Origin of the sequence: Serratia sp. 2723, from assembly GCF_050434425.1 — a bacterium.
Taxonomy (GTDB): Bacteria; Pseudomonadota; Gammaproteobacteria; order Enterobacterales; family Enterobacteriaceae; genus Chania.
The window spans coordinates 167,005-192,173 of sequence record NZ_JBNDIN010000009.1; the positions used below are offsets into that span (position 1 = coordinate 167,005).

The 25,169-nt window shown below is 49.0% G+C and carries 23 protein-coding genes; 10 read left to right on the top strand and 13 right to left on the bottom strand.

Annotated elements, in window-relative coordinates; all coding sequences use genetic code 11:
- Positions 1–53 precede the first annotated feature (53 nt).
- Positions 54–1,343 carry a uracil permease gene (gene uraA / locus ABIE29_RS15330; RefSeq protein ID WP_429619609.1) on the top strand — a complete coding sequence of 430 codons (1,290 nt, stop codon included), beginning with the start codon at positions 54–56 and terminating at the stop codon, positions 1,341–1,343.
- 188 nt (positions 1,344–1,531) lie between these two features.
- Here the strand turns inward: uraA and ABIE29_RS15335 are convergent, their stop codons facing one another.
- The 4 genes from ABIE29_RS15335 to ABIE29_RS15350 all read right to left on the bottom strand — a co-directional run bounded on the left by ABIE29_RS15335 (position 1,532) and on the right by ABIE29_RS15350 (position 5,377).
- A complete protein-coding gene (locus ABIE29_RS15335) occupies positions 1,532–2,032 on the bottom strand; it encodes a hypothetical protein (RefSeq protein WP_429619610.1) in 501 nt (166 codons plus the stop codon).
- Complete coding sequence (locus ABIE29_RS15340; protein WP_429619611.1) at positions 2,022–2,816, bottom strand: winged helix-turn-helix domain-containing protein; 795 nt, start codon at positions 2,814–2,816, stop codon at positions 2,022–2,024. Before ABIE29_RS15340 ends, ABIE29_RS15335 begins: the two co-directional genes overlap by 11 nt.
- A gap of 854 nt (positions 2,817–3,670) precedes the next feature.
- Positions 3,671–4,168, bottom strand: a complete 498-nt coding sequence (locus ABIE29_RS15345; RefSeq protein ID WP_429619612.1) for an E3 ubiquitin--protein ligase — start codon at positions 4,166–4,168, stop codon at positions 3,671–3,673.
- A 147-nt stretch (positions 4,169–4,315) separates the two neighbouring features.
- On the bottom strand, positions 4,316–5,377 hold the full coding sequence (locus ABIE29_RS15350; RefSeq protein WP_429619613.1) for a haloacid dehalogenase-like hydrolase: 1,062 nt from the start codon (positions 5,375–5,377) through the stop codon (positions 4,316–4,318).
- Between the two features lie 358 nt (positions 5,378–5,735).
- On the opposite strand from ABIE29_RS15350, the gene hda reads away from it, so the two are divergent.
- A complete protein-coding gene (gene hda / locus ABIE29_RS15355) occupies positions 5,736–6,437 on the top strand; it encodes a DnaA inactivator Hda (RefSeq protein ID WP_024484905.1) in 702 nt (233 codons plus the stop codon).
- A gap of 162 nt (positions 6,438–6,599) precedes the next feature.
- On the opposite strand, the gene arsC is transcribed toward hda, so the two are convergent.
- Complete coding sequence (gene arsC / locus ABIE29_RS15360) at positions 6,600–6,953, bottom strand: arsenate reductase (glutaredoxin) (protein ID WP_429619614.1); 354 nt, start codon at positions 6,951–6,953, stop codon at positions 6,600–6,602.
- Positions 6,954–6,975: 22 nt separating this feature from the next.
- Entirely contained in the window at positions 6,976–8,445 is a 1,470-nt protein-coding gene (locus ABIE29_RS15365) for a beta-barrel assembly-enhancing protease (RefSeq protein WP_429619615.1), read from the bottom strand.
- Positions 8,446–8,792: 347 nt separating this feature from the next.
- On the opposite strand from ABIE29_RS15365, the gene ABIE29_RS15370 reads away from it, so the two are divergent.
- Positions 8,793–9,869 carry an AI-2E family transporter gene (locus tag ABIE29_RS15370; RefSeq protein WP_429619616.1) on the top strand — a complete coding sequence of 359 codons (1,077 nt, stop codon included), beginning with the start codon at positions 8,793–8,795 and terminating at the stop codon, positions 9,867–9,869.
- Between the two features lie 43 nt (positions 9,870–9,912).
- Here ABIE29_RS15370 and bcp read toward each other — a convergent pair whose 3' ends face one another.
- Entirely contained in the window at positions 9,913–10,377 is a 465-nt protein-coding gene (gene bcp, locus ABIE29_RS15375) for a thioredoxin-dependent thiol peroxidase (RefSeq protein WP_021178751.1), read from the bottom strand.
- A gap of 2 nt (positions 10,378–10,379) precedes the next feature.
- Positions 10,380–10,985, bottom strand: coding sequence for a glycine cleavage system transcriptional repressor (locus ABIE29_RS15380; protein ID WP_429619637.1), 606 nt, complete (start codon positions 10,983–10,985; stop codon positions 10,380–10,382).
- 108 nt (positions 10,986–11,093) lie between these two features.
- Here ABIE29_RS15380 and dapA point away from each other — a divergent pair, with 108 nt between their 5' ends.
- From dapA to ypfH, 6 genes are all read left to right on the top strand, one after another.
- On the top strand, positions 11,094–11,975 hold the full coding sequence (dapA, locus tag ABIE29_RS15385; RefSeq protein ID WP_429619617.1) for a 4-hydroxy-tetrahydrodipicolinate synthase: 882 nt from the start codon (positions 11,094–11,096) through the stop codon (positions 11,973–11,975).
- Between the two features lie 16 nt (positions 11,976–11,991).
- Positions 11,992–13,044, top strand: coding sequence for an outer membrane protein assembly factor BamC (bamC, locus tag ABIE29_RS15390; protein ID WP_429619618.1), 1,053 nt, complete (start codon positions 11,992–11,994; stop codon positions 13,042–13,044).
- A gap of 166 nt (positions 13,045–13,210) precedes the next feature.
- The gene (purC, locus tag ABIE29_RS15395; RefSeq protein ID WP_411751055.1) at positions 13,211–13,924 is read left to right on the top strand and encodes a phosphoribosylaminoimidazolesuccinocarboxamide synthase; all 714 of its coding nucleotides are present in this window, start codon (positions 13,211–13,213) and stop codon (positions 13,922–13,924) included.
- A 198-nt stretch (positions 13,925–14,122) separates the two neighbouring features.
- Complete coding sequence (gene ypfJ, locus ABIE29_RS15400; RefSeq protein WP_429619619.1) at positions 14,123–14,992, top strand: KPN_02809 family neutral zinc metallopeptidase; 870 nt, start codon at positions 14,123–14,125, stop codon at positions 14,990–14,992.
- Positions 14,993–15,048: 56 nt separating this feature from the next.
- Complete coding sequence (locus ABIE29_RS15405) at positions 15,049–17,058, top strand: tRNA(Met) cytidine acetyltransferase TmcA (RefSeq protein WP_429619620.1); 2,010 nt, start codon at positions 15,049–15,051, stop codon at positions 17,056–17,058.
- Positions 17,059–17,166: 108 nt separating this feature from the next.
- Positions 17,167–17,856, top strand: a complete 690-nt coding sequence (gene ypfH / locus ABIE29_RS15410; RefSeq protein ID WP_429619621.1) for an esterase — start codon at positions 17,167–17,169, stop codon at positions 17,854–17,856.
- Between the two features lie 28 nt (positions 17,857–17,884).
- On the opposite strand, the gene ABIE29_RS15415 is transcribed toward ypfH, so the two are convergent.
- The 4 genes from ABIE29_RS15415 to ABIE29_RS15430 are packed head-to-tail and all read right to left on the bottom strand — an operon-like array spanning position 17,885 to position 20,245.
- Entirely contained in the window at positions 17,885–18,070 is a 186-nt protein-coding gene (locus ABIE29_RS15415; RefSeq protein ID WP_021178743.1) for a YpfN family protein, read from the bottom strand.
- Positions 18,071–18,072: 2 nt separating this feature from the next.
- Positions 18,073–18,747 carry a M15 family metallopeptidase gene (locus tag ABIE29_RS15420; RefSeq protein WP_429619622.1) on the bottom strand — a complete coding sequence of 225 codons (675 nt, stop codon included), beginning with the start codon at positions 18,745–18,747 and terminating at the stop codon, positions 18,073–18,075.
- On the bottom strand, positions 18,744–19,871 hold the full coding sequence (gene dapE, locus ABIE29_RS15425) for a succinyl-diaminopimelate desuccinylase (RefSeq protein WP_429619623.1): 1,128 nt from the start codon (positions 19,869–19,871) through the stop codon (positions 18,744–18,746). Before dapE ends, ABIE29_RS15420 begins: the two co-directional genes overlap by 4 nt.
- Positions 19,868–20,245, bottom strand: a complete 378-nt coding sequence (locus ABIE29_RS15430) for an ArsC family reductase (RefSeq protein ID WP_429619624.1) — start codon at positions 20,243–20,245, stop codon at positions 19,868–19,870. The genes dapE and ABIE29_RS15430 overlap by 4 nt, the downstream gene beginning before the upstream one ends.
- Before the next feature lie 7 nt (positions 20,246–20,252).
- Here ABIE29_RS15430 and ABIE29_RS15435 point away from each other — a divergent pair, with 7 nt between their 5' ends.
- The gene (locus ABIE29_RS15435) at positions 20,253–21,959 is read left to right on the top strand and encodes a recombinase family protein (protein ID WP_414824217.1); all 1,707 of its coding nucleotides are present in this window, start codon (positions 20,253–20,255) and stop codon (positions 21,957–21,959) included.
- 2,013 nt (positions 21,960–23,972) lie between these two features.
- Here the strand turns inward: ABIE29_RS15435 and ABIE29_RS15440 are convergent.
- Entirely contained in the window at positions 23,973–24,944 is a 972-nt protein-coding gene (locus ABIE29_RS15440; RefSeq protein ID WP_429619625.1) for a hypothetical protein, read from the bottom strand.
- Between the last annotated feature and the right edge of the window lie 225 nt (positions 24,945–25,169).

Consider the following 25,169-nt stretch of genomic DNA (forward strand, 5'->3'; position numbering starts at 1 on the left):
GCATTTATCACCAAGCCAACACAACTGATACTAACTCAGAGGAAAAACACCCCATGACCCGTCGCGCCATCGGCGTTAGTGAACGCCCACCGCTGTTCCAGACCATCCCACTCAGCTTCCAGCATCTGTTTGCCATGTTCGGGGCCACCGTGCTGGTGCCGATCCTGTTCAAGATAAACCCGGCGACGGTGCTGCTGTTCAACGGCGTGGGGACATTGCTGTATCTCTTTATCTGTAAGGGCAAGATACCCGCCTATCTGGGTTCCAGCTTTGCGTTTATTTCACCGGTGTTGCTGTTGTTGCCGCTGGGGTATGAGGTCGCACTGGGTGGCTTTATCATGTGTGGCGTGCTGTTCTGCCTGGTAGCGCTGATCGTCAAGAAGGCTGGAACCGGCTGGCTGGACGTGATGTTTCCGCCTGCGGCGATGGGCGCAATCGTTGCCGTCATCGGTTTGGAACTGGCGGGCGTGGCGGCCAACATGGCCGGGCTGTTACCGGCGGAAGGCTCCTCCGCAGACAGCACAACCATCACTATTTCACTGGTGACGTTGGGCGTTACCGTATTGGGTTCGGTGCTGTTCCGTGGTTTCCTGGCGATTATCCCGATCCTGATCGGGGTGTTGGTAGGTTATGCGCTGTCGTTCTTTATGGGCGTGGTGGATCTGACGCCTATCCGTGAAGCACACTGGTTTGCCTTGCCGACCTTCTACACGCCACGCTTTGAGTGGTTTGCCATTTTCACTATTCTGCCGGCGGCATTGGTGGTGATTGCCGAACACGTTGGCCATTTGGTCGTCACGGCGAACATCGTTAAGAAAGACCTGTTGCGCGACCCCGGTCTGCACCGCTCAATGTTTGCCAACGGGATTTCTACCGTGATCTCCGGCTTCTTTGGCTCTACACCTAACACCACCTATGGTGAGAACATCGGTGTCATGGCCATCACCAAGGTTTACAGCACCTGGGTGATCGGTGGAGCGGCTATTCTGGCCATTCTGCTTTCCTGCGTAGGCAAGCTGGCGGCGGCGATCCAGGTGGTGCCGGTGCCGGTGATGGGCGGCGTTTCCCTGTTGCTGTATGGTGTCATTGGCGCTTCGGGGATCCGCGTATTGATCGAATCCAAGGTGGATTACAACAAGGCGCAGAACCTGATCCTGACTTCGGTGATCCTGATTATCGGCGTTAGCGGCGCGAAAGTGCATATCGGTGCGGCGGAGCTGAAAGGTATGGCATTGGCGACCATCGTCGGTATCGGCCTGAGCCTGCTGTTCAAACTGATCAGCCTGTACCGCAAGGAAGAAGAAGTGATCGATGTGCCAGAAGAGCGACTGGACCATAAATAGCCGGCAAAGGCCCGTTAGCCTGCTGGTCATTATTGTGCCAATATTGTCCACCTTAACGATGGGAATATTGGCTTTATGGCCAGGTGATGTCTCTTGGCCCGCTATCGCCTGCTTTCTGCGCCTTGATAGCGGGTTGTTGGCACGGATAATTGGGCAACAGGGTAGTGCATCTGCCAAAGGTTGCCTGATTATAACCGATTACAGTAAAAGACCGGAATATCGGTTTCATAGATAAAGTACCCTTGCTTACCTGCTGGGCGTATGGTGTAGCCTGACAAGCTGTTTATTTTGGAAAAAACATCTGGCACAAGGCGTTTTTCAATAATTTCAGGGATGGTATCTCTGGCATATTTATTGATATAGAGGGTTTTAAAGAAATATAACCCATTATCATCAACTTCGTAGCTTACAATGATATCACGCCTGATATAGTACGTGTTCTTCCCATCATAGAAGTTTGCAGTTATTGAGAATTTACCTCTTCCATCATTTTTTTCGCTGTCGCCTTTTAAGTTTACTATTATATTGTAATTGGCAACCACCTCAGGTTTTGGTACGAAAAATTTAAAGTAAAGCTTAGATTCGCAAGAGATAGTTTTCGTTTTATTTTCTGCGTAAAAAAAGTAATACGCTACGGCTAGAATAGCACATATTAACATTACTAATGGAATGATGACTTTAGTTTTCATAGCCAGTCCAATGATATGATTTACAATTGCTTCTAGCATCACTATCAATGCGATTATCACATAAGAAAATTGATTCTCTTTTAATTGTAGGATTTCCAAAGTAATACAAAGACTGGTTCCCTTCTTTATTGCACTGTATGTTGTGAATATCAATTCTTGATTTGATATCTGAGAGGGTGAATTGCCCATCTTCTCTATAGATATTACAATATTGATACTTTCCTATTAATGTGTAATTGACTTCTAAAGATTTTTTGGTGTTGTAAATATAAATTGATAAGGCAGTGATAAGGGTGAAAATCATCACTAAATAATAGAGGCTGCGTTTTCTTGGAAAACTGTGATTTTTCTTAGGTAACTCATTGATTACTAATGCTGGTTTTTCTTCCACCTCTTGGGGTTGTTCTTGAGGATTTTCTTGCTTTACGCATTCAACTTCATACTGAAATGGCTCAGTAATAAATTCTTGCGGGATATTAAACCCGGAACGCGGAGTTGTTTTAATAATGTTTTTATCTAACCCCAGTGAGCAAAGGTGTTTTCTCAGAATATAGATATGCTGATATAGGGTATTAGTGCCTACAATGACGCCTTTTTGTCCCCAAATGTCATCGATAAATTCATCTGGAGAGACAATTTCATGATCTGCATCAATGATTTTCTGTAAGCATTTAGCCGCCGGGTTGGAAAGCTTTACTTTTACTTCTGGCTCATTAAGGTTGAAAATTTCCCCGTCAACAATATTGAAAATTATCTTTTTATCTATCAAGTAGTAACCAACCATCTCAATCCTCTGAGTAATGAATTCCACTTATAAGGATAGGATTATTCCCATTATAAGTAAAGTCTTATCCCACTTTAATTTGACATCCATATAGTGCCTAAGAGTAAGCGGGTAACGTGAGGCGCTCAGGTGCAGAGCTTTGCTGCAGTAGAAAGGAGCGGAGGAGGTTTACCCTTACTCCAGTTTTCCATATTGCCTGCGTATCAGATGCGGGAACAGTACAATAGTGTGGCATCGCTCTGGTCTACCAGAGATTTTTGTTGCCAACTTGGCATTTCGTGTCACTCGACATACCATTTTCGCTATGTTTTTTGGGGCGTTGGCACACGACTTTACTGCCGTGTTCTCTTGAATTGACATAAGTTGGGGATAAATGATCAGGATAGCTATAGAGAGTAATACAGTTTCCATCTTGATGTGAGAGAGAGTCATTATTTAACGGTTAGCTATAAACCAATAAGAAGATCAGGCTAATAATAAACGGCATGAGATAACGTAGCTTATGCTACCCGGATGAGCTCTCAAACTGAGTGGGGATGTTCGCATTTCTTGATGATTTCAGCAGGTTATTGTTCACTTGTTTATTAAGTGATGCTCGATTTTCTGTGCATTGAAATTCATCCGCCATCTGTTCAACGTTTGTGGATATAAAATCCGAGTCGTGGCGTGGTTTTAATAATCTTTCTATCTATTGCCTAAAGCTCCGAGATTTTTTCTTAATTGATGGTGGGCATATCAGACACTTTATCACCGGTTTTGGTAAATCAAGCTGGTGGGAAGGCCGGAAAGAAATGACGGTCGGGTAGCTAAACAGGGCGCAGCATGTGTGCCGCGCCCATATAGAGCAAATCTTTTTATTGATTGGCGGGCTGGGCCGGTTGTTCGGTTTTACCGTCGGCCTGTTGAGCTTTATTGTCCATACTGTTTTTGAGCTGTTCGGTTTTTGCTTTGGCCTGCTGCGCCAGATCGTTAGCTCCGTTAATCGCATCGGTCTTGATGTTTTTGGCTTGGTCGATCAGCTGCTGGCTTTGCTTGTCTACATCCTGTTTGATCGCTGCGGCCTTGGCCTTGGCATCATCAGTAAGGGCATCTGCGTGCTTGGCTGCGTCCTCTTTAATGGCGGAGGCTTGGTCCTTCAGCTGTTCCGTCTGGGCCGCCGCTGCCTGCTTGATCTCATCCGCTTTGGCTTTGGCATCGTCGGTCAGTTGATCCGCTTTCTTTGCTGCCGCATCTTTCATTTGTTCGGCACTGTCTTTGGCCTTATCCAGATGGGAATCAACCTTGGCATCATCGCAGCCCACCAGCAGTAAGCCCACCATTGAGGCCAATAGCACTTTATTCCACGATTTCACGGTCTAGCTCCTTTCGGTCATCAGAGTTTGTGAGATTGATCTTAGAACAGCTTGGCGGGATAAGACAAATCCGACAACAAAATAGATCGCTTTATCGTTGATGGTGTCTAATTGTTCACCACCATCGCTGTGCTATCTGCTCAGCCGTTACTCAATATCTTGCTGATTAACTACGATCCAGTTTTTATCGGCGGTAACTGGCTGGCCCACTTTTTTCTGCTGGGCGGCAGCATCTTGTTGCAGTTGTTTCAACTGTTTTAAGGTTGCCGGATTTCTGCTGATCCAGAGCCGTTGGCCGATTTGCGTATCGGTGCTGTTGAATAACATATAGGTGTCAGAGTAGAGGGTATCACCGCCGACTAAAATCGGTTTTTTCCACTGGTCGATATAGCCTAAAATACCGCCGGCTTTGCCTTCAAACCAGGTCATTGGGTTGACGATATAAGGTGTTATCGCCAAGTCCAGGTTTTTTTCCGGGTGGTAATTCCCTGCTTTTATTTGCTTGCGTGCCGTAGTCAATTCGCCGGTTTTGCGGTTTGCCAACAGGGTATTTACGCCAATTACATTTTGTGGCTTGACGTTGTAGCCATATTTCGGGTTGCTGGCGATCATGCGTACCAGCTCTTCATGTGCGGCACTCATGATGTAGACTTCAATACCATTTTCTTGCAGTTTGGCAAACAGCTGTTGCATTCCGCGCAGCGGGCGTGGTGGTTCCACGTCCTTCTGGTGTAGTTTATTGTCCTGAATAAAGTTGGCCGGTATTTTCTCTTTCAGCGCCATCAGGTCGTCAACATGTTGATTTAACTCCCTTAAGGTAAAGCCGGAAAATATCTGTGCCGCCCAGGGGTAGCAGATCAAATCGTCCATCTCGCACAGGCGATGATAGTAGCTGTAAAGGCTTTCGGGTTCGCCAAGACTATCATTGAAGGGGATCAGCATTAATGAAGGATCGATTTTTTCCCGCATCAATAGCCCCTTATTTTCCAGGTAGGGGAGCAGCGACTCTTCCAAGTCGTTTTTATAGGTGGTGTTATCCATATCAAACACGGCAAAGTCGCCTTTATTGGCACGTTCAGTAATCAGCTGATTTAGCATTTTAGCCTGTTCTGTTGGCCAGGCTGATAATTCGGTTGCATTGACTGTGGATACGGATATTGCGCCAAGAAATGTTATTAATAAAGCAATTACTTTTTTAAAACCAAACATCAGGTTACCCTCTATTTATGTTTATTTGGCTGCGATTATAGGTGCTAATTTAAATAAAAATAGGGTGCCGATCGCATTTCTAATAATAAAGAGGTGGAGGGTGTGTTATAGGATTACTTTTAAATTCAAGGTGTGAATGATTGCTCTTTAATATATAAGCCAGTAGCCGAGATGTATTTAAGTAGCCGCAAGGTAGATGGGTTATTTTTTGAACACGCCGGTCTTGCAAACAGCAATATGATTAAAAAACATGCAAACTCTGACTGCGAGCCCGTAGTTCTCACTGTGGGTTCAACAGCAGTCACTTTCTGTGTTAGACTGGGCGCGTTTTCCTGCCAGTTTTGGTTGAGGTGCTTTTCTGAATACGCCGGCACAGCTTTCACTGCCACTTTATCTACCCGATGATGAAACTTTTGCCAGTTTTTATCCGGGTGAGAACCCATCCTTATTAGCCGCGATCCAATCCGCAGTCCGTCAGGAGCATGGTAGCTACATCTATTTCTGGTCACGTGAAGGTGGGGGACGCAGCCATTTGCTGCATGCGGCCTGTGCCGAACTCTCACAGCGTGGCGAAGCGGTAGGCTATGTGCCTCTGGATAAGCGGGCCTATTTTGTGCCCGAAGTGCTGGACGGCATGGAACAGCTGGCGTTGGTCTGTATCGATAATATCGAGTGCATTGCCGGTGATGAGGAATGGGAAATGGCGATTTTCAATCTCTATAATCGCATTCTGGAAACCGGCCGCACCCGCCTGTTTATCACTGGCGATCGTCCGCCGCGCCAACTAAATCTGCATTTACCGGATCTGGCCTCGCGCCTGGATTGGGGGCAGATCTACAAGCTGCAGCCACTGTCGGACGAAGAGAAACTACAGGCGTTGCAGTTGCGCGCCAAACTGCGTGGTTTCGAACTGCCGGAAGACGTGGGCCGTTTCCTGCTCAAGCGCCTGGATCGTGAAATGCGCACGCTGTTTATGACGCTGGATCAGCTGGATCGCGCTTCGATCACTGCACAACGCAAGCTGACCATTCCGTTTGTGAAGGAAATCCTGGGGCTGTAGCGAGTCACTAGTCCTCATTTCCAATCTTTAGCGAAACCCGCCGTAAACTCCCGCCCAATCTTACTCAGTTGGTGTCCAACTTTTGGGGGGCTGTTCATTTGCGGCGGTGTCGCTGTCCTGTGCGGCAACGCGCTAATAATCGCCCGGCTTGCCGTCACGGGATCACAAGATCTCCAGTACCTGCTCCGGTGGCCTGCCAATACGGGCTTTGCCGCCTGTGACCACGATTGGGCGTTCGATCAGTTTCGGATTGCTCACCATCGCTTGCAGCAGTTGCTCTTCGCTCAGGGTTTCATCCGCCAGATCCAGCTCCTTGTAGAGATCTTCTTTCTTGCGCATCAGCTCACGGGCCGAAGTGAAACCGAGCTGTTGTAACAGCTTTTTCAGCTCGGCGACGGGAGGCGGCGTATCCAGATACAGCACCACCTGCGGTTTGACGCCATGCTGTTCCAGCAGTGCCAACGTCTCACGGCTCTTTGAGCAGCGTGGGTTATGATAAATAGTGATGTTTTTCAACTTTTCTCTTTCCTTGTTCAAATCAGGTGCGTTGGAACTTGCTGAAGGTTTTTTGCAACTGACGCAGTTGGTCAATCCGCGCGTCATAACGAGCCTGTTTGAGGCTGCCCAGCTTTTGCAATGAGCTGGCGTTACTGAGCAAACCTATCGCCTGATCCAGACGGCCAGCCAGCGCCAGGCTTTCTGCCCGGGCGGAGAGTTCTTCATCGCGCAGACCTTGGGCGGCACTGGCCTGAGCCAACAGATCCCAGCCGTTGGGATCGTCCGGATGGGCAAAGGTATAACGGTTGAGGATTTTTGACGCCTGAGCGGGTTGATTGCCCTCAACGTAGGCGTTCGCCAGGTTGAGCAGCAACACCGGATTATTGCTTTGCGCCGCATTGGCCGCCTCAAGGCGAGCAATGGCCTGAGCGGCCTTATTCTGACCCAGATCGATGTCGGTCAGCAGATCCAGCATCCAGACGTTTTTCGGATCCTTTGCCAGCAGCGGTTGAATCAGATTGCGTGCTTCGTCGTGTTTCTTGGCTTCATAGAACAGGATAGCCCGGCCATATTTGGCAGCTATTTGCTCGCGAATGTTGCCTTTGCTGTAAGTGTCCAGCACGTCTTCGCTCAGACCATAGCCTTCCGAGCTGTACATGCCTAGCGTACGTACCCGTGCTAGCAGATAATCTTGGCTGGATTGCACCAGATGGCGTGGCATTTGGTTGGCGCGGTTGCGGGCGTCCGAAAGCCGGCTGTCTGGCAACGGGTGCGTCAGCAGCATTTCCGGCGGTTTTGAGGCATAGCGGGACTGATCGGCCAGCCTTTGCAAGAAGTCTGGCATCGCTTCGGGATCGAACCCGGCGCGCTGCAATACCTGAATACCGATACGGTCAGCCTCTTGTTCGTTTGCCTGAGTGAAACTGATTATCCCCTGCTGCGTTCCAGCCAGCGTACCGCTCAGCGCCGCCATACCCATGGTTGGGTTGGCCATCGCCAGCAGGATAGAGCCTAGTGCGCCCACCCAGGTCAGTGGCGCGTTGCGTTGCTGGTCTTCCATAGCCCGGGCCAGATGGCGCTGGGTTACGTGAGAGATTTCGTGCGCCAGGACTGAGGCCAGTTGGCTCTCGTTGTCAGTTTCACGGAACAGGGCCGAGTGCAGCACCACGTTGCCACCGAAGAAGGCAAAGGCGTTGATCTCATCGTTACGGACTAGAAAGAAGTGGAACGGGGTGCGCACCGAATAGGCGCTGGCGACCAGTCGGTTACCCAACTGGTTGATATACTGGGTCAATAATGGATCGTTGATCAACGGGGCGCTAGCGCGTAGCTGCCGCACGTAAAAATCGCCCATGGTCAGTTCCTGGCCGATGCTCAACGTTCCCCCTGCAGAAGTCCCCATATCCGGCAGTTGGTCTTGCGTTTGGGCGTTAACCGGCGCCAACGCAGAGGTGCAAAGCGAGCCGAGCAACAGGACTGTTAACGCTGTTTTAGTCAACCGGATGGTCATAGTCAGGTCATTCCCTCATTAAAGTCATCAACTTTACCCGTCGCCTTTCAAGCTGCCGCTTGAAATTCATAGTGTATAAGACGCCTGCATCAGATAAGAGTTCTTCTTCCATGACAGACTCTCCAGTACAATCATCGCGAAAGTGCGTTGGCTCACAAAATGCATTTTCAAGGGATCGTGCGCCTGAGCGGTAAAACGCTATCACATCATAGCCAGCCACAACCCAGATTGAAACGCTTGCACGGTGATAACCGGGCTAAAATGATTTAAAAATCATGTCATACCTGCTCGGCCGCGTAGGGATTGGCGAGCCTCACCCCCATTGATGCAATAAGGAGCAATCTCTGATGTTGGAGATGTTATTACAGTGGTACCGACGCCGTTTCACCGATCCGCAGGCCATTGCGCTGCTGGTGATCCTGGTTGCCGGGTTCTGCATCCTCTATTTTTTGCACGGTATCTTGACCCCCTTGCTGGTGGCGCTGGTGCTTGCTTACCTGTTGGAGTGGCCTACCGCACGCCTTCAGAACCTGGGATGTTCGCGCACCTGGGCGGCAAGTATCATGCTGATCGTGTTTGGCGGTATTGCCATGCTGTTGGTCTTCGTGGTCGCGCCAACCGCCTGGCAGCAGGGCATTAACCTGATGACCGATTTACCGGGCATGCTCAATCAGTTCTACAACTATGCGGCGACCTTACCGACACGCTATCCGGCGCTGGTGGACGCGGGCATCATCGATATGATGGCGCAGAATCTGCGTGAGCGCCTGTCGGGCATGGGAGAATCGGTGGTGAAATTCTCGCTGGCCTCACTGGTTGGGCTGCTGACGCTGGCCATCTATCTGATCCTGGTACCGTTGATGGCGTTCTTCCTGCTGAAGGACAAAGAGCAGATGATCAATGCCGTCCGCCGCGTGCTGCCGCGCAACCGTGGGCTGGCAGGGCAGGTATGGATCGAGATGAACCAACAGATCACCAACTATATTCGCGGCAAGGTGCTGGAGATGGTGATCGTCGGGGTGGCGACCTATCTGGTGTTCTTCATCCTGAATATGCGCTATTCCCTGCTATTGGCGGTGTTGGTTGGCCTCTCGGTGCTGATCCCTTATATCGGTGCGGTGCTGGTGACGATCCCGGTGGTCGTGGTTGCGATGTTCCAGTGGGGCATTGGTGCCGATTTCTGGACGCTGATTATCGCTTATCTGGTGGTGCAAGGGTTGGATGGCAACCTGTTGGTGCCGATCCTGTTCTCCGAAGCGGTCAACCTGCATCCACTGGTGATCATTCTCTCGGTGATTATCTTTGGCGGCCTGTGGGGTTTCTGGGGGGTATTCTTCGCCATTCCGTTGGCGACGCTGGTGAAAGCGGTGATCCACGCCTGGCCGGATGACATGCTGGTGGATGTGGGTGATGAGGTGAGGTGAGGAAAATAAAGCGCAGCAGCATCAGTTGCTGCGCTTTACCCTTTTACTGTTGCAGGTAGTTCAGAACGATTTCGTGGTGGTTGGTGGTCTTGAAATCGTCAAATACTTTCTCAACCTTGCCGTCGGTGCCGATCAGGAAACTGATACGGTGAATACCGTCATAGGTTTTGCCCATGAAGGTTTTCTCGCCCCAAACTCCAAACTGCTGAGCTACCTGATGATCTTCGTCGGATAGCAGCGTGAAATTGAGCAGTTCTTTCTCAACAAAACGCGAGAGCTTTTCGGGTTTATCGGTGCTGATGCCCAGCACTTCGACGCCCGCCTTTTTCAATTCATCCATGTTATCCCGTAACCCGCAGGCTTGCACGGTGCAACCAGGCGTCATGGCTTTAGGATAAAAGTAAACCAGTACTCGTTGTCCCTGGAAGTCGGCCAAGTTAATTTCCTCGCCATCCTGGTCGAGTAAACTAAATTTCGGCGCTGTATCACCGGCTTTCAATGGGCTCATAACTACTCTCCATCTCTCTCATCATGCTGTGGATAGTTCACTACGCTAATACTGCCTTGTGCATTCAATTCTGTACATAGGCGATAAAAGGCTTGTTCAATATTTGTCGCATCCTGACCACCGGAACTGTGGGCGGTGATCTGGATATAGAGCTGGGAGGGCTGCTCCCCCTGTGCTGGTTGAGTCCGTGACACCAGCTCGGCAATGTTCATCTGGCTCGAATCAAACAGACCGGTAAACCGCTCGATGATATGCGGGGAGTCTTTTACCTCAACCTGTACCCACACTGTAGCTGGCATTGGCGGTCTTTCTTGCGAGTTTGTGCGTTTCATCACGATCAGTAAATCCAGCTCGGCGCCTTTTTGCGGCAAAGTGGATTCGATCAGGGTAATCGCGTTCCAGCTACCTGAAAGCAGCATGATGAAGGTGAATTCTTCACCCAGCATGGCCAGACGGCTATCTTCGATATTGCACCCACAGCTACTGACGTGGCGGGTGATGGCATTGACGATACCGGGGCGATCGGCGCCCAGTGCGGTGATCACCAGATAGTGTTCATCAGGCTTAGGCAAAATGCAGCTTCCTGTCGTACTGAATGGGGTTACCATGGTAAACACAAAAAAAACCGCCTGCCAAGCGCTTAGACACGTTGTTTGCTTGCTTTTGGATAGGTGACAAAAGTACCATGGGTAACTTGTTTGTGAAGGGGACGGCCAATGTTTACGGGAAGTATTGTTGCACTGGTTACGCCGATGGACACCAAAGGTGCTGTCGATCGTGCGAGCCTAAAAAAACTGATTGATTATCATGTGGCCAGTGGGACCGCGGCGATCGTTTCCGTAGGTACTACCGGCGAGTCCGCTACGCTGCCCCATGACGAACATGTGGACGTGGTCTTGCAGACGCTGGAACTGGCCGCAGGCCGTATTCCGGTGATCGCCGGCACGGGTGCCAACGCCACCAGCGAGGCTATCTCACTGACGCAGCGTTTCAGCAATACCGGTGTCGTGGGCTGCCTGTCGGTCACGCCTTACTACAACAGACCGACCCAGGAAGGTCTGTATCAGCATTTCAAAGCCATTGCCGAAAGCACCGATCTGCCGCAGATCCTCTATAACGTGCCTTCACGCACCGGTTGTGACATGCTGCCGCCAACCATCGCTCGTTTGGCCAAAATTAAGAATATTGTTGCCGTTAAAGAGGCAACAGGGAACTTAAGTCGTGTTAGTCAGATCCAAGTGCTGGTTGATGATGAAGACTTCATTTTGCTGAGCGGCGACGACGCCAGCGGTCTGGACTTCATGCAACTGGGTGGCAAAGGGGTGATTTCCGTGACGGCCAACGTGGCAGCACGTGAAATGGTCGAACTTTGCCGCCTGGCGGCGCAAGGCGACTTTGCCGAAGGCCGCCGTTTGAATCAGCGCTTGATGCCTTTGCATCAGGATTTGTTCGTAGAAGCAAACCCAATTCCGGTGAAATGGGCCTGTAAGGCATTGGGATTGATGGCAACCGATACGATGCGTCTGCCTATGACGCCGTTGACCGACGCTGCCCGTCCTGTCGTGGAGCGTGCGTTGAAAAGCGCCGGTTTGCTGTAACTCTTAGGGAGATTTGATGGCTTATTCATTGCAAAAGTCGACGCTAGCAACGGTCGTGGGATTAGCGCTGGTGATGACGCTGGCGGCTTGTTCTACCGATCAGCGCTACAAACGCCAGGTCAGTGGCGATGAGGCCTATCTTGACGCCGCACCGCTCAAACCGATGAGCGCGCCGTCCGGCCTGATCCTGCCGGTCCAAACCGGTAATTATGAAGTTCCGGCAAACGCGCAGAAAGGCGCTGTTGGCAAGCAACTGGATATCCGGCCACCGGTACAGCCGTTGGCACTGTTGAGCGGTTCCCGCGGTCAATATGTGGGTGACAGCGGCACGCTGTTGCTGGAAAGCAGCCCGCAGAACGATAACCTGTGGTCCCGCGTCGCTAGCCTGTTGCAGAGCAAAAACATTCCGATCGCTTCACGTACGGATGCCAGCCAAACGCTGACCACCGACTGGGTGAAATGGAACCGTCTGGATGAAGACAACCAGTACGAAGGCCGCTACCAGATCACGGTGCAGAAACAGGGTTACCAGCAAGCATTGGTGGTAAAAACCCTCGAACTGCGTCAGCAAGGGCAAACCGACAAGGTTACCGAACCTTCTGAAATTCAGCGCTACAACGGTATGATGATGAACACCATCGTTGAAGGTCTGGACAAGCAGGACAACCTGTCGAGCAGCCAGTCCGCCAACCGTATTGGCGTGTTGGATGTGCAGAGCGGCTCGGATGACACCGGCTTGCCGATGCTGATCGTGCGTGCGCCGTACACGGTAGTGTGGGATCGTTTGCCACCGGCACTGGAAAAACTGGGGATGAAAGTGGGTGACCGCAGCCGTCCGCAGGGTACCGTCGCCGTAACCTACAAATCCCTGAGCAGCAGTGATTGGGATGCGTTGGGCGCGAAAGATCCTGAACTGAAAGAGGGTGATTACAAACTGCAGGTCGGTGATTTGAATAACCGTACCAGTTTGCAATTTATCGATTCCAAAGGTAAGCCGTTGACCCAGTCGCAGAACGATGCGCTGGTAGCGGTGCTCCAGACGGCTTTCAGTAAAACCAGCGTTAAATAAATCCATCCAGGGGCTACGGCCCCTTTTTGTTTTGCTGATACGGTATCGTTTGCGTCGCAGATTTGGCACAATAGTTATCAGCAAACCAAAGAACTTATCAGGTCAATTTTGTGCCCGGTAGGCTGTCTGGCAGCCGGAAGGTATCACCTCATTGGAGTAAGTTAAGATGCAAAAGCTAGCTGAACTGTATCGCGGCAAGGCAAAAACCGTCTACACCACCGAAAACCCGGATCTGCTGGTGTTGGAATTCCGTAACGATACGTCAGCACTGGATGGTCAGCGCATTGAGCAGTTCGATCGCAAAGGGATGGTGAACAACAAGTTCAACCATTTCATTATGAGCAAGCTGGAAGCGGCCGGTATCCCAACGCAGATGGAACGCCTGCTGTCAGACAACGAAGTGCTGGTGAAAAAGCTGGAGATGGTACCGGTTGAGTGCGTGATCCGTAACCGTGCCGCTGGCTCTTTGGTCAAACGCTTGGGGATCGAAGAAGGTTTGCCGCTGAATCCGCCGCTGTTTGATCTGTTCCTGAAGAACGACGCGATGCACGACCCAATGGTGAACGAATCCTATTGTGAAACCTTCGGCTGGGTGAGCAAAGAGCATCTGGCGCGTATGCGCGAGCTGAGCTACATGGCTAACGACGTGCTGAGCAAGCTGTTTGACGATGCTGGCCTGATCCTGGTCGATTTCAAACTGGAGTTCGGCCTGTTCAACGGTGAGGTGGTGCTGGGTGACGAGTTCTCACCGGACGGTAGCCGCCTGTGGGACAAGAATACCCTGGCCAAGATGGACAAGGACCGCTTCCGCCAGAGCCTGGGTGGCCTGATTGAAGCCTACGAAGAAGTCGCCCGCCGTATCGGCGTGAAGCTGGACTAATCGTTAAATAATGCCCCTCACTCTAGCCCTTTCCCGGTAGGAGAGTGCAGAGTAAGGGGCAAAGCATCGAACCGAGCCTCTTATCCCTCATTCACCACTTTCCAGAAAATTACTGCATTCGCTGTGCCACGAACGCCTTATAATAGTAACCAGGGCAAGTTTCCTACGATTATTAAAAATCATCTATGGAGTTTATTTATGCGTTGGCAAGGGCGTCGAGAAAGTGACAATGTCGAGGATCGCCGTGGGCAGTCTTCCGGTCTGGGCGGTGGTGGCGGTGGGCCACGGATACCTATCGGCGGCAAAGGTGGCCTGATCCTACTGGTAGTGGTGCTGGTTGCCGGTTACTACGGGGTAGACCTGACTCCTCTGCTGAATGGCGGAGATGTCTCCCCACAGTCTCAGCAGCAAAGTGCCAGCATCAGCCCGCAAGACGATCAACTGGCCAAGTTTACCTCGGTGGTGCTGGCGTCTACCGAAGATAACTGGCAGGGGATCTTCAAGCAGATGGGGAAAAACTATCAGGATCCCAAACTGGTAATGTACCGGGGCGCGACGCGGACCGGCTGCGGCACCGGCCAATCGGTGATGGGGCCGTTCTATTGCCCGGCGGACGATACGGTTTATATCGATCTCTCGTTCTACCAGGATATGAAAACCAAGCTGGGTGCTGGCGGTGATTTTGCCCAGGCCTATGTGGTTGCGCATGAAGTGGGCCACCACGTGCAGAATCTGTTGGGGATTGAGCGCAAGGTTCGTCAGATGCAGCAAGGGGTCAGCCAGGCAGAGGTTAACCGTCTGTCGGTGAAAATGGAGCTACAGGCCGACTGCTTTGCCGGCGTTTGGGGCCACTATGCGGAGAAACAGCAGATGCTGGAGGCGGGCGATCTGCAAGCTGCGCTGAATGCCGCGCAAGCGATCGGTGACGACCGTTTGCAGCAGCAAAGCCAGGGGCGAGTGGTGCCGGACAGCTTTACGCATGGTACCTCGCAGCAGCGTTATACCTGGTTCAAGCAAGGGTTCGATAGCGGCGACCCTAATACCTGCAACACCTTCGCCTCCCGTTGATATTACTCAGTGCCGGTGCCTAGAGCCCGGCACTCTGCTTTCAGGTCGCAATATTCATGTTACAAAAAATGCAACAACGCATGCAGCGGCAGGGTATTCGGCGGCTGTTGGTGATCAGCGGCGAACCGCAATGGTGCCGGGAGCAGGCGCAGCAACTGGCGGCACTGCTGCCGGGTGACTGGCCTTGGGTCGGTAATGACGTGCCTGCTGGGATCGATGCGTTGGCAAGTAGCGTGGTCAAAACCCTGTTGGGGCAAGAGCGGTTGCATGCGGTGTTTGATGCGTTAGCAGGGCTGGATGTCGAAGCGTTGGCCCAGCTTTGCGGGGCATTACAAGCCGGTAGCTGGTTACTGTTGCTGGTGCCATCTTGGCAAAGCTGGCACCAGCAGCCAGATAGTGACAGCCTGCGCTGGAGCGATTGCCCACAACCGATCGCCACGCCCCATTTTATCCATCACCTGCAACAACGGCTGCAGGCCGATAGCGAAGTGTCTATCTGGCGGCAAGGTGAACCGTTGTGCCTGGCTCCCTTACCATCACGGCCAGATTGGCTGGCTCCTCAGGGTAATCCGAGCGAGGAGCAGCAGGCCATTTTGGCCCGGTTGCTGGCGGCTGAGTCAGGGATCTGGGTATTAACCGCTGCCCGTGGCCGGGGGAAATCGACGGTAGCAGGTATGTTGATGGCCAGTAGCTCGCTAACCTGTTGGATCACTGGCCCGAGCCGCGCCGCTACCGATGTTGCCAGCGAGTGGGCCGCAGGACGGGACCAGTTTTGGGCACCGGATGCTTTGCTACAGCATTGTGCTGAACATGGCGCAAAGGGTGTGGGTTGGCTGCTGGTGGATGAGGCAGCAGCGATCCCTGGCCCCTTGTTGCAACAGCTGATGGTTTATTTTCCGCGTGTATTACTGACAACCACGGTGCAGGGTTACGAAGGCACGGGGCGCGGTTTTTTGCTGAAGTTCTGCGCTACTTTACCGCAGTGGCAGCCGCTAAGTTTGCAGCAACCGATGCGTTGGGCGGCAGGTGATGCCCTGGAGCGGATTATCGATCACGCCTTACTGTTCAACGAGGAACCGGTATGGGCCGTGGCCGGGCAGTCACCCACTATTGGTGCTATTGAGCAGGCAGAGCTGTGTGCCGATCCCCAACGGTTACGGCGTTTCTATGCGTTGCTCTGTAGCGCACACTATCGAACCTCACCGCTGGATTTACGCCGCCTGATGGATGCGCCGGGGATGCACTTCAGTGCGGCATCTTTGGGGGATGAGGTGGTTGGGGCGTTATGGCTGGTGGATGAAGGCGGCTTATCGGTTGAACTGGCCCACGAGGTTTGGGCTGGCCGTAGAAGGCCGCGTGGCAATCTGGTCGCTCAATCCTTGGCGGCACATAGCGGCCAATGGTGGGCGCCCACGCTGCGTTCCCGCCGCATTACTCGGATTGCCGTGTTGCCTGAGTTACGCCAGCAAGGGATCGCCAGCCGGTTGGTGGAACAGCAAAAATGCGGTTCACAGGGGCTGGATTTTCTTTCCGTCAGCTTTGGCTATACCGAACCGCTGTGGCGGTTTTGGCAATCTTGTGGTTTCACCCTGGTGAGAATTGGCAACAAACCGGAAGCCAGTAGCGGCTGTTACACCGCGATGGCGTTGCTGGCTATTAGCGAACAAGGAGAGGCGCTGTGTCATGCGGCGCATAAGCATCTGGTACGTGATTGGCGCTGGTTGCGGCAACGCAGCGATCTGTTGCTGGAGTTCGTCGATGATGCCGATCCGGTGTTAAATGAGGAGGATTGGCGTGAGCTGGCCGGTTTTGCCTTTGCCCATCGGCCCTTGGAGGCCAGCCTGGGGGCGCTACAACGTCTGCTGTTGACCAGCCAATTGCCCTGTGAGGTATTGCGCGCGCATTTGCAGCAACAACAAACCACGGCCCAGTGCGCTGCCCAATATGGCCTGAGTGGCCAAAAAGCCTTGCTGCGACATTGGCGACAAGAGGCTGGGCAGGCGTTACAACAACTTAATGCGCAACGCTGCCGCTACTGGCAGGAGTGGGCGCTGTCGTTGCAATAAATGGAAAGAGTTGTTCAATAAAACCCGATTTTCCTGATTTCTCCGCGGCGTATAGTAAGGGGCAGTTGCCGGGTCAGTCCCGGATGTCTCTAACCTGAGGAGTCCCCTATGAAACACTCACATTTCGTTGTCCAAAGCCCCGCAACACCGGCAGAGCAACTGATTCTGCTGTTTCATGGCGTGGGGGATAACCCGGTCGCGATGGGGGAAATTGGCAGTTATTTCGCTAAAGACTTTCCACAGGCCTTGGTGGTAAGCATCGGTGGCCCATTCGCTTTTGGTAACGGTGATGGTCGCCAGTGGTTCTCGGTTCAGGGGATCACCGAAGACAACCGCGCACAGCGTATTGCCGAAGTGATGCCAACCTTTGTTGAAACCGTGCGTTACTGGCAGCAACACAGCGGTGTGGGCTACGCGGGAACCGCGCTGGTTGGCTTTTCGCAGGGGGCGATCATGGCGCTGGAAGGGTTAAGAGCCGAAGCCAAACTGGCCGGGCGGGTAGTGGCCTTCAGCGGCCGTTTTGCCCAGTTACCGCAAGCCGATTTTGCTGACAGCGTGGTACACCTGATCCATGGTGAGACGGACAGCGTTGTTGCTGCGGAACATGCGCAAGCGGCGGCGACTCAGTTGCAGGCGGTTGGCACAGATGTGACGTTGGATATTGAACCAGGCGTCGGGCATGCAATCAGCTCGGGCATGATGAATGCTGCTCTGGAGCGTTTGCATTACTACGTGCCACAGCGCTATTGGGAAGAGGCGATGTTTGGTAAACGGGGCGATCTGATCGCCTTTAAATAAACAGCAGGGCGCTATGTGCGCCCTGAGGTTATGGCTTTTTCGGCCAGTCGTCTTCGTCGTCCCACTTGGCGTTGTTATCGCGGTGGGGCGGTAATTCAGGCTTGTTAGCCAGGAATTTTCGATGATCCAGGCGGCGTAATTCCTTGATCCCGCTAATGATAATGCCTGCCAATATCACCAGGATTATCCACCAGTAGTCAGCTAACCAATGCATGTTTACACCTTTCCTTCAGGGCGAACAAAACGCGAGAATATCGCGGGCAGATGGCTTGCGAGCCAAGATGCGCCAGCAACGTCCTTATCTCGCCAGGCTGCCAGCAGCAGCTCGGGCGTCAGTAAGTGTTCGGCCTCCTGCGCCAGCGGGCGATAACTTAAATGCCAGGGTTCCGCCGCCACCCCGCCTTGTTCGGTGGTAAACGGGCGATAGAAACCAAATTCGGCCATATGTGCAGTCAGCCAAAGATTTAGCGGATGGAAATAACCACCGGCTTCATATTCCCACGGCTCCAACTGCAACTTTTGCCCAACTGGCAACAGCGACGGATCGTAAACATCCAGATCGCTGCCCCAGTGATGACGGCTGGCACCTGGCAGGGCCGACCAACGCAAAATGGCTTCACAACGCTCTGCGGCAGACAGTGGCTGGATATCCATCGGCTGGCTATTGTGATCTAATACTGGTCGCTCTCCGCAGAACTTGCCATTCCAGATCGCCAGTTGCCGGTCAAAGTCACGAAAGGTGCTGGCCGGTTGCAGATCAAAGCCAGCCGTTTTAGCCGCCTGCTGCATGGCCTGAAAGGCCACCACCGCAGCGGGTTGCAGCCGATGATTGCCGCTCAGCACGGTGAGATGCTCCGTCGAGCGCCCGGTGAGCATTTCTGCGCTGATCATGCGACCAGTTGCTCCATGATACGCTGATACATACGGCTCAGTAACTGCAGATCGGCCGCATGTACGCATTCATTCACTTTATGGATGGTGGCGTTGACCGGCCCCAGTTCAACCACCTGTGCTCCCATTTGAGCGATAAAGCGGCCATCAGAGGTACCACCGGTAGTCAGCAGTTGCGGAGTGAGTTCGGCATAGTGTTCTACCGCATTAACCACGGCATCTACCAAGGCACCACGTGAAGTCAGGAAAGGTTGGCCAGACAGCCACCAATCGATGCTGTAGTTCAGTTTATGGCGATCCAACAGTTCCTGCACTCGCTGCTTGATCAGGGTATCGGTCAGTTCGGTGCTGAAGCGGAAGTTGAACTGCACGATCATTTCACCGGGGATTACGTTGTTGCTGCCAGTACCGGACTGCACGTTGGCAATTTGCATGCTGGTTGGCGGGAAGAATTCGTTGCCCCGATCCCATTCAGTGGCGACCAGCTCGTTTAACGCCGGCATGGCCCGATGAACAGGGTTATCTGCCAGATGCGGATAGGCGACGTGACCCTGAACGCCATGGATACGCAGATTGGCGGTGATCGAACCACGGCGGCCATTTTTCACCACGTCTCCGACCCGCTCGGTGCTTGAAGGCTCGCCGACCAGGCAATAATCAAGGCGCTCGTTGCGAGCCATCAAGGTTTCCACCACTTTCACTGTGCCATGAGTGGCGCTGGCCTCTTCATCTGAGGTGATCAGAAACGCCAGGCGGCCCTGATGGTTGGGGTGGGCGGCAACGAAGCGTTCTGCGGCCACCAGCATGGCGGCCAGCGAGCCTTTCATATCGGCGGCTCCGCGTCCATACAGCATGCCGTCGCGGATGACAGGCTCAAACGGCGGGTTATCCCAATTTTTCTCGTCGCCGGTTGGCACCACATCGGTGTGGCCAGCAAATGCCAGCGTGCTGCCCTGGCCGCGCCAGGCCCAGAAGTTTTGCGTATCGCCAAAGTTCATCGGTTCGACGGTAAAGCCGATTGCTTTCAGGCGGGCGATCATCAGCTCCTGACAGCCTTCGTCATGCGGGCTGAGGGAAGGGCGCTTGATAAGCTGTTGCGCCAGTTCGATAACAGGGCAGATCATGAGTTAACCTCGGTAATAAATTGCTGATAGCTTTCACTGCTGAAGCCTAGCAGGGCATGTCCTTTACCATCATCCAGCAAGGGGCGTTTGATAATAGCCGGTTGCTCCAGCATCAGGGCGATGGCGGTATCTGCATTGTCGCAGGCATTGCGCTGGGCTTCATCCAGTTTACGCCAGGTCGTGCCACGGGTATTCAACAAGGGTTCCCAGCCCAGGCGAGCGACAAAATCACGCAACAGCTGTTCGTCCAGCCCATCTGCGCGGTAGTCGTGGTATTGGTAGGCCACTCCCTGTTCTTCCAGCCAGCGGCGTGCTTTTTTGATGGTGTCACAATTTTTGATACCATAGAGCTTAAACAAACTTTTTGAGTCCATATTTACCATGAGAAAGTGCTACCTATATCTTCGAATCAGTACAGAAAAGCAAGCCAGCGGTGATGGTTTAGACCGTCAGGAGGCTATGCTACTGGATTATGTGAAAGATAATGCGGTAAAACTAGGCTTAGATCCAGACAACTATGAGTTCATAGTTGACCGGGGGAAGTCCGCATTTAAAGGGCAGCACATGGAAAACACCTCTGGTTTAGGCAAGTTTTTTACTCGCTTAGTAGAGGGGAAGATAAAGCCCCACTCAGTACTCATTGTTGAATCGTTAGACCGGTTTTCACGTCAGAATCCCTTCTTGTGCATGAAGTATTTGTCCGTACTTGATGAACATAAGGTCGAATTGCATGACGTAGATAAAAAACTGATCATTTCAAGAAAAGTCCCTAATAGTTTGACCTTTGCAACGATGATTGCACAACGAGCATATGATGAAAGCTGTTTGAAATCCGACCGGGTAAAGAAAGGTTGGAACCGACGTAGAACGAAAGCAAAAGATGATGGCGATTATATGATTAAAAATACGCCAGCATGGATTTCTGTATCAGATGAAAAATATGTGCTCAATGATAACCATAAGATAGTAAGAGAAATATTTGATTTATATCTTACCGGTATAGGTTCGTTTACTATTGCACAGATGTTGAACAAGCAAGGCAAGTTTATTTCTGAATTTAAATGGGATACAGCAAAAATCTGTCGTATCTTAAGAAATGTGAGGTGTCGGGGAGATTACATATCTAACATTATCGAACGCGACTTAGATAATGATGAAGTAAGCATATCTGAAATAACGATTCCTAACCTATATCCAGCTATCGTATCTGTGCATGAGTTTTCAGAAGTCCAAAGGAGATTGGACAAACACAACTTTATGGGAAGAATAAGAGGGGACTCTAAAAAAACAGTATTTAATAGCCTACTTAAATGCAGCCTATGTGGAGCAGCTTTAGTTCTATCGACTTCGGGAAAGTACAGATACTTAAAATGCTTTTCTGCAAGAGAAAAACTAGGTTGTATAGGTACTATGATGAGTTATGATACAGTTGAAAAGGCAATACTAACGCATATTAAAAACGTTGATTTTGAAAAGATAGCTAAGAAACAGGATATCACTGAGTTAGATGCAATAAAAGGACAGGTGGCAGACTTAGAAAGGTATGTTAAATCATTTACTGATGGTTTTGCTCGATTAAGGGATTCGGGGAGAACGCCAACATTTGAAATGATGGATCAAAAAGCCGTTGCAGAAGAACAGTTACAACAATTAAGACAGGTTTTGTTGGAAAAGGAAGGTGCTGTTAGTATCAGCAACATTAATATTAGCAGTGATATATTTGATGTTAAAAATATCAAGGAGAGAGGGGCGTTAGAGATTGAACTCTGTAAAGTGATAGAGAAAATAAGGATCATGAATGCAGACGGTAATCTTTTAGCAATAACTATCTCTTATTTTAGTAATGTACTATTGCATATGTTAATAATAAATAAAAAAACCGGTGAGTTACTAAACCAATCCTCATTGGAGGACATTGAAGGTGTTACATGGCTTAAAAGCTCGTTTTGTGATATTAATCTTGATACCAAAGAGCCTGTTTATTATAGAGAACCTACTGAAATAGATACATTAGTGATGGGGTTATGGGGGGAGCTTATGATGAAAGTAGCAAGTGAAATGAAGAGTGTTCAAACCAATACAGACTAGGCACAATAGCCAAGAGATTAATTGGGAAGTTGAGGGCTGTAGAAGCTTATAGCCATCAGGATAAGGGGCTACTCATTGTAATTTAACTGGGGATAAAACGCCCCAAAAGTTACCGTGTTGACATGTCTGTTTTAAAAATAACATAATCATATGTAAATATTGTTAGGCAGTTTTGGAACTAAATCATGTTGTAAGCTATACTATAGCAAATGTTCGCAGGTATAGTTTAATAATGAAATAATCTATGACGTCTCATGTTTAAATACTAAATAGATAGTATGAATAAGCAATAAAATACTACAGAAGTATAAAATAATCCTTGCTATTTTTGAAACGAACTAAATTTGTGTGCTATACTATAGGTGTAGATAATACATTTAAAACTCTGATTGATATACCAAAGATAAATTAAAGTGATAATTTATCTTTAGTATAATAGTTGAATCCTGATCCTATCGAAAAGTAGATGGCAGATGAGTAGTTCAATCAGTACGATGTGCAAATGAGAGCCGTGATACAACGTAGGTGAAACCAAATCCAATGCGGTTATAAAAGCTATATGCAGTCACACGAACCACGGCAATGCGGCACAATAAAGAATTCTTAGCAGATGAATTCCTTGATAGACATATAGGTTCACACCTGACCATGCGAAAGGGAGTTGAATAAATTTGTACAATATAGATCCGTCCAAATTTTGAAGACACATGTTTTAGTTGTTTATGTAGCTGAAACATGAAGTGCGATTAAAACCGCGACCGTTGCAAGAGAACAGTGATAGGGAGAAACAGGGCAACCCGCTTCCGCTTGAACGATTTATATAATATAGATCCGTCCAAAATTCACTACATAAAATGTTCGATAGATACCATCGACAAAATTAATTTTCTATCCCCCCTGAGGGGGGGTAGAAATGTTCTCAGAAAACCGCGACAATGGATTGTGAAGTATATTAAATCTTTACTATAATAAATTAATTTACAATTGCTTTAGTGATTTACGAAGTAAATTACTACAAGAATTGTAAATTATAGTTCATACGAACGTAGTGAGTATGACTACTCAAAATTTAAATCTTTTCATTATGAATCTACAAATGTATTTTATAACTGTAATTCAATGCTTGAAAAATCAAAAACATTAAATGTAATACCATACATGGGGTTTTAATTATCAGTTATTCGTAGTAATAAATTTAAGTCAGTGGAGCGTTTCATCACTTGTGCTTCGCCGTAGTAGCATGATCCAGTCAATTTTAGTCATTTCAGTACCGATTTTAAAGGTTATATGCCTATGATATCGTAGTTAGTGGAAGCTGAGTAGATCTACTGTACGAGCTTATTGAGCAATTAATGCTGAATGACTACTGTTACTTATGAATAAAATGGTCGCTAAGGTACTGGCTTTTAGTTAGCAAAATAATTATAAACCAGATCTGTCGTTCTATAACTAAAAAGTACAAGGGATTACCTACACAAGTAAAAACCGGAGTGTTTTTAATATTAAGAAGAATTAAAATGTAATGGTTAAAAGTTGAAGAGTATCAATGTTTGTGCAACCACTGAGGCATTGAGCTAGTTTGGCAGTAAAATTTTAGAGTCTGTGTTTGGGACTATAGTTAAATTAAATCGTAATAAAATATCGTCGATATGAATCGTACTGGGTTTTCATTCAAATAAAATAATGGCGTCACATAAATTATGTATGTCATATATATAAGTAATTCATGTGACGCTTTTACCCCCAATGATCCCCTTTGCCAAGTCTACTTTGAGTGGGAAGGGAGTTCTGATAAATCAAGTTCGAAAAAGTGAAGCATAATAGCATTAAAATAAATAGTTATAATAGAAATCGTTAATATTAGATAGAATTCTAAGTTATAAGCACAACAGGTGGAGGGGGCCCCCACCTTGTAATATTTTTACTGAGTGACCAGAGCTTTATTCTATCAATGGCATTTGATGCATTTAAGGGGTTGGTTATAGATGTTTGTAATATATATAAATGTTGTGGTTAAATATTCAACCACCAGTTATTAACATTGGCATTTATTACTTCAGTATTAACACCAAGATAGGCATATGTAGCTTTGGCTTTCTCGACTAACCGTTTGTCTTTACAGATAAAATAATCACATGCCGTTGCATATATTACATGTGTGTGGTCGTGGAGTGTTGATTCAGCTTTTGTGGTACTCTCTAATTTATAGCCATAACGCATTAATTCCTTCATTACAATATCAACCATATTTTGAATAAAATCAAAATTACTCTTCATTTTGTAGTAACACTTTTCTGGAGGTGACAGTAACGCATTTGCCAGATAACTATAATATTCATGTGATTGGATTAATTTATTTTGAGCTAAGTGGCTAATAAATTTATCTTTTACTTCAGTATATGGATGGATTTGATAGCCTTGTTGCATTAATTCTTCGATGGTGTCTGATTTTACTTGTAAAGAAATAAATCCATTGATTAGCCTTTCCTTTATGCTTATATTACCTAATATATCTGTCAGTGGGTCTAGTCTATTTATCTCATTGAGTCTGATGCTCTTATTTTTTTCATCTAAGGATGAAAATTTATCCTGGCCCTCTGTAATAACATCTCGTTGATTGTTTTCAGCTATAACATTAGATTCAATACTTCCATGAATTCTTTCAAAACATTCTAATGGATGCTCATTAGCTATTTGAATGCCTTTTACCCCATGCGGACTGGCTAAAATATTAAATGTTGATGAGTAGTAAGGAAGTAGTTCATGGTTTTCTGTGATACTACTAATTTCGTTGAGTCTTGATATGGCTTTATCTCTGTCTATTTTGCCACAGTTAAGACCTCTAGCTACCTCTTCAATGTGAGCTGGAGAGTAAAAAAAACAAAATTCACGAGCCTTCAAAGAAGTTATCATTTCTATTTCATTTTCTTGCTTTCTGTCTAATATGTCTAAAATTATATTGTAATCAATATATATATTCTTCATGATTCCGTCCAGCACGTTGTGTTAGTAATATGGTTGCTATAATGTGCTCTCTATCATACTAATAAATGAACTCTTATTTGTGAAATCACCCTTGAACGTTGCATATATTATTTTAGCTAAGTAGATACCTTACATAAGGCATGGAGAAGTTTATAATACATAGGTTCTATTTTGGAATCCAGCATCAAAAAATTGTTATTATATTCATTCAGTGGTCGTATTTTT

What these genes read in the sequence shown, in the direction of transcription:
- ABIE29_RS15365 (WP_429619615.1), bottom strand. Translation starts at nt 8,445, where the DNA reads ATGACCATCCGGTTGACTAAAACAGCGTTAACAGTCCTGTTGCTCGGC.
- ABIE29_RS15405 (WP_429619620.1), top strand. Translation starts at nt 15,049, where the DNA reads ATGTTACAAAAAATGCAACAACGCATGCAGCGGCAGGGTATTCGGCGG.
- dapE (WP_429619623.1), bottom strand. Translation starts at nt 19,871, where the DNA reads ATGATCTGCCCTGTTATCGAACTGGCGCAACAGCTTATCAAGCGCCCT.
- ABIE29_RS15415 (WP_021178743.1), bottom strand. Translation starts at nt 18,070, where the DNA reads ATGCATTGGTTAGCTGACTACTGGTGGATAATCCTGGTGATATTGGCA.
- ABIE29_RS15435 (WP_414824217.1), top strand. Translation starts at nt 20,253, where the DNA reads ATGAGAAAGTGCTACCTATATCTTCGAATCAGTACAGAAAAGCAAGCC.
- ABIE29_RS15340 (WP_429619611.1), bottom strand. Translation starts at nt 2,816, where the DNA reads ATGGTTGGTTACTACTTGATAGATAAAAAGATAATTTTCAATATTGTT.
- uraA (WP_429619609.1), top strand. Translation starts at nt 54, where the DNA reads ATGACCCGTCGCGCCATCGGCGTTAGTGAACGCCCACCGCTGTTCCAG.
- ABIE29_RS15380 (WP_429619637.1), bottom strand. Translation starts at nt 10,985, where the DNA reads ATGGTAACCCCATTCAGTACGACAGGAAGCTGCATTTTGCCTAAGCCT.
- ABIE29_RS15370 (WP_429619616.1), top strand. Translation starts at nt 8,793, where the DNA reads ATGTTGGAGATGTTATTACAGTGGTACCGACGCCGTTTCACCGATCCG.
- ABIE29_RS15440 (WP_429619625.1), bottom strand. Translation starts at nt 24,944, where the DNA reads ATGAAGAATATATATATTGATTACAATATAATTTTAGACATATTAGAC.
- bcp (WP_021178751.1), bottom strand. Translation starts at nt 10,377, where the DNA reads ATGAGCCCATTGAAAGCCGGTGATACAGCGCCGAAATTTAGTTTACTC.
- dapA (WP_429619617.1), top strand. Translation starts at nt 11,094, where the DNA reads ATGTTTACGGGAAGTATTGTTGCACTGGTTACGCCGATGGACACCAAA.
- ypfJ (WP_429619619.1), top strand. Translation starts at nt 14,123, where the DNA reads ATGCGTTGGCAAGGGCGTCGAGAAAGTGACAATGTCGAGGATCGCCGT.
- bamC (WP_429619618.1), top strand. Translation starts at nt 11,992, where the DNA reads ATGGCTTATTCATTGCAAAAGTCGACGCTAGCAACGGTCGTGGGATTA.
- purC (WP_411751055.1), top strand. Translation starts at nt 13,211, where the DNA reads ATGCAAAAGCTAGCTGAACTGTATCGCGGCAAGGCAAAAACCGTCTAC.
- ypfH (WP_429619621.1), top strand. Translation starts at nt 17,167, where the DNA reads ATGAAACACTCACATTTCGTTGTCCAAAGCCCCGCAACACCGGCAGAG.
- ABIE29_RS15335 (WP_429619610.1), bottom strand. Translation starts at nt 2,032, where the DNA reads ATGAAAACTAAAGTCATCATTCCATTAGTAATGTTAATATGTGCTATT.
- ABIE29_RS15420 (WP_429619622.1), bottom strand. Translation starts at nt 18,747, where the DNA reads ATGATCAGCGCAGAAATGCTCACCGGGCGCTCGACGGAGCATCTCACC.
- ABIE29_RS15430 (WP_429619624.1), bottom strand. Translation starts at nt 20,245, where the DNA reads ATGGACTCAAAAAGTTTGTTTAAGCTCTATGGTATCAAAAATTGTGAC.
- ABIE29_RS15350 (WP_429619613.1), bottom strand. Translation starts at nt 5,377, where the DNA reads ATGTTTGGTTTTAAAAAAGTAATTGCTTTATTAATAACATTTCTTGGC.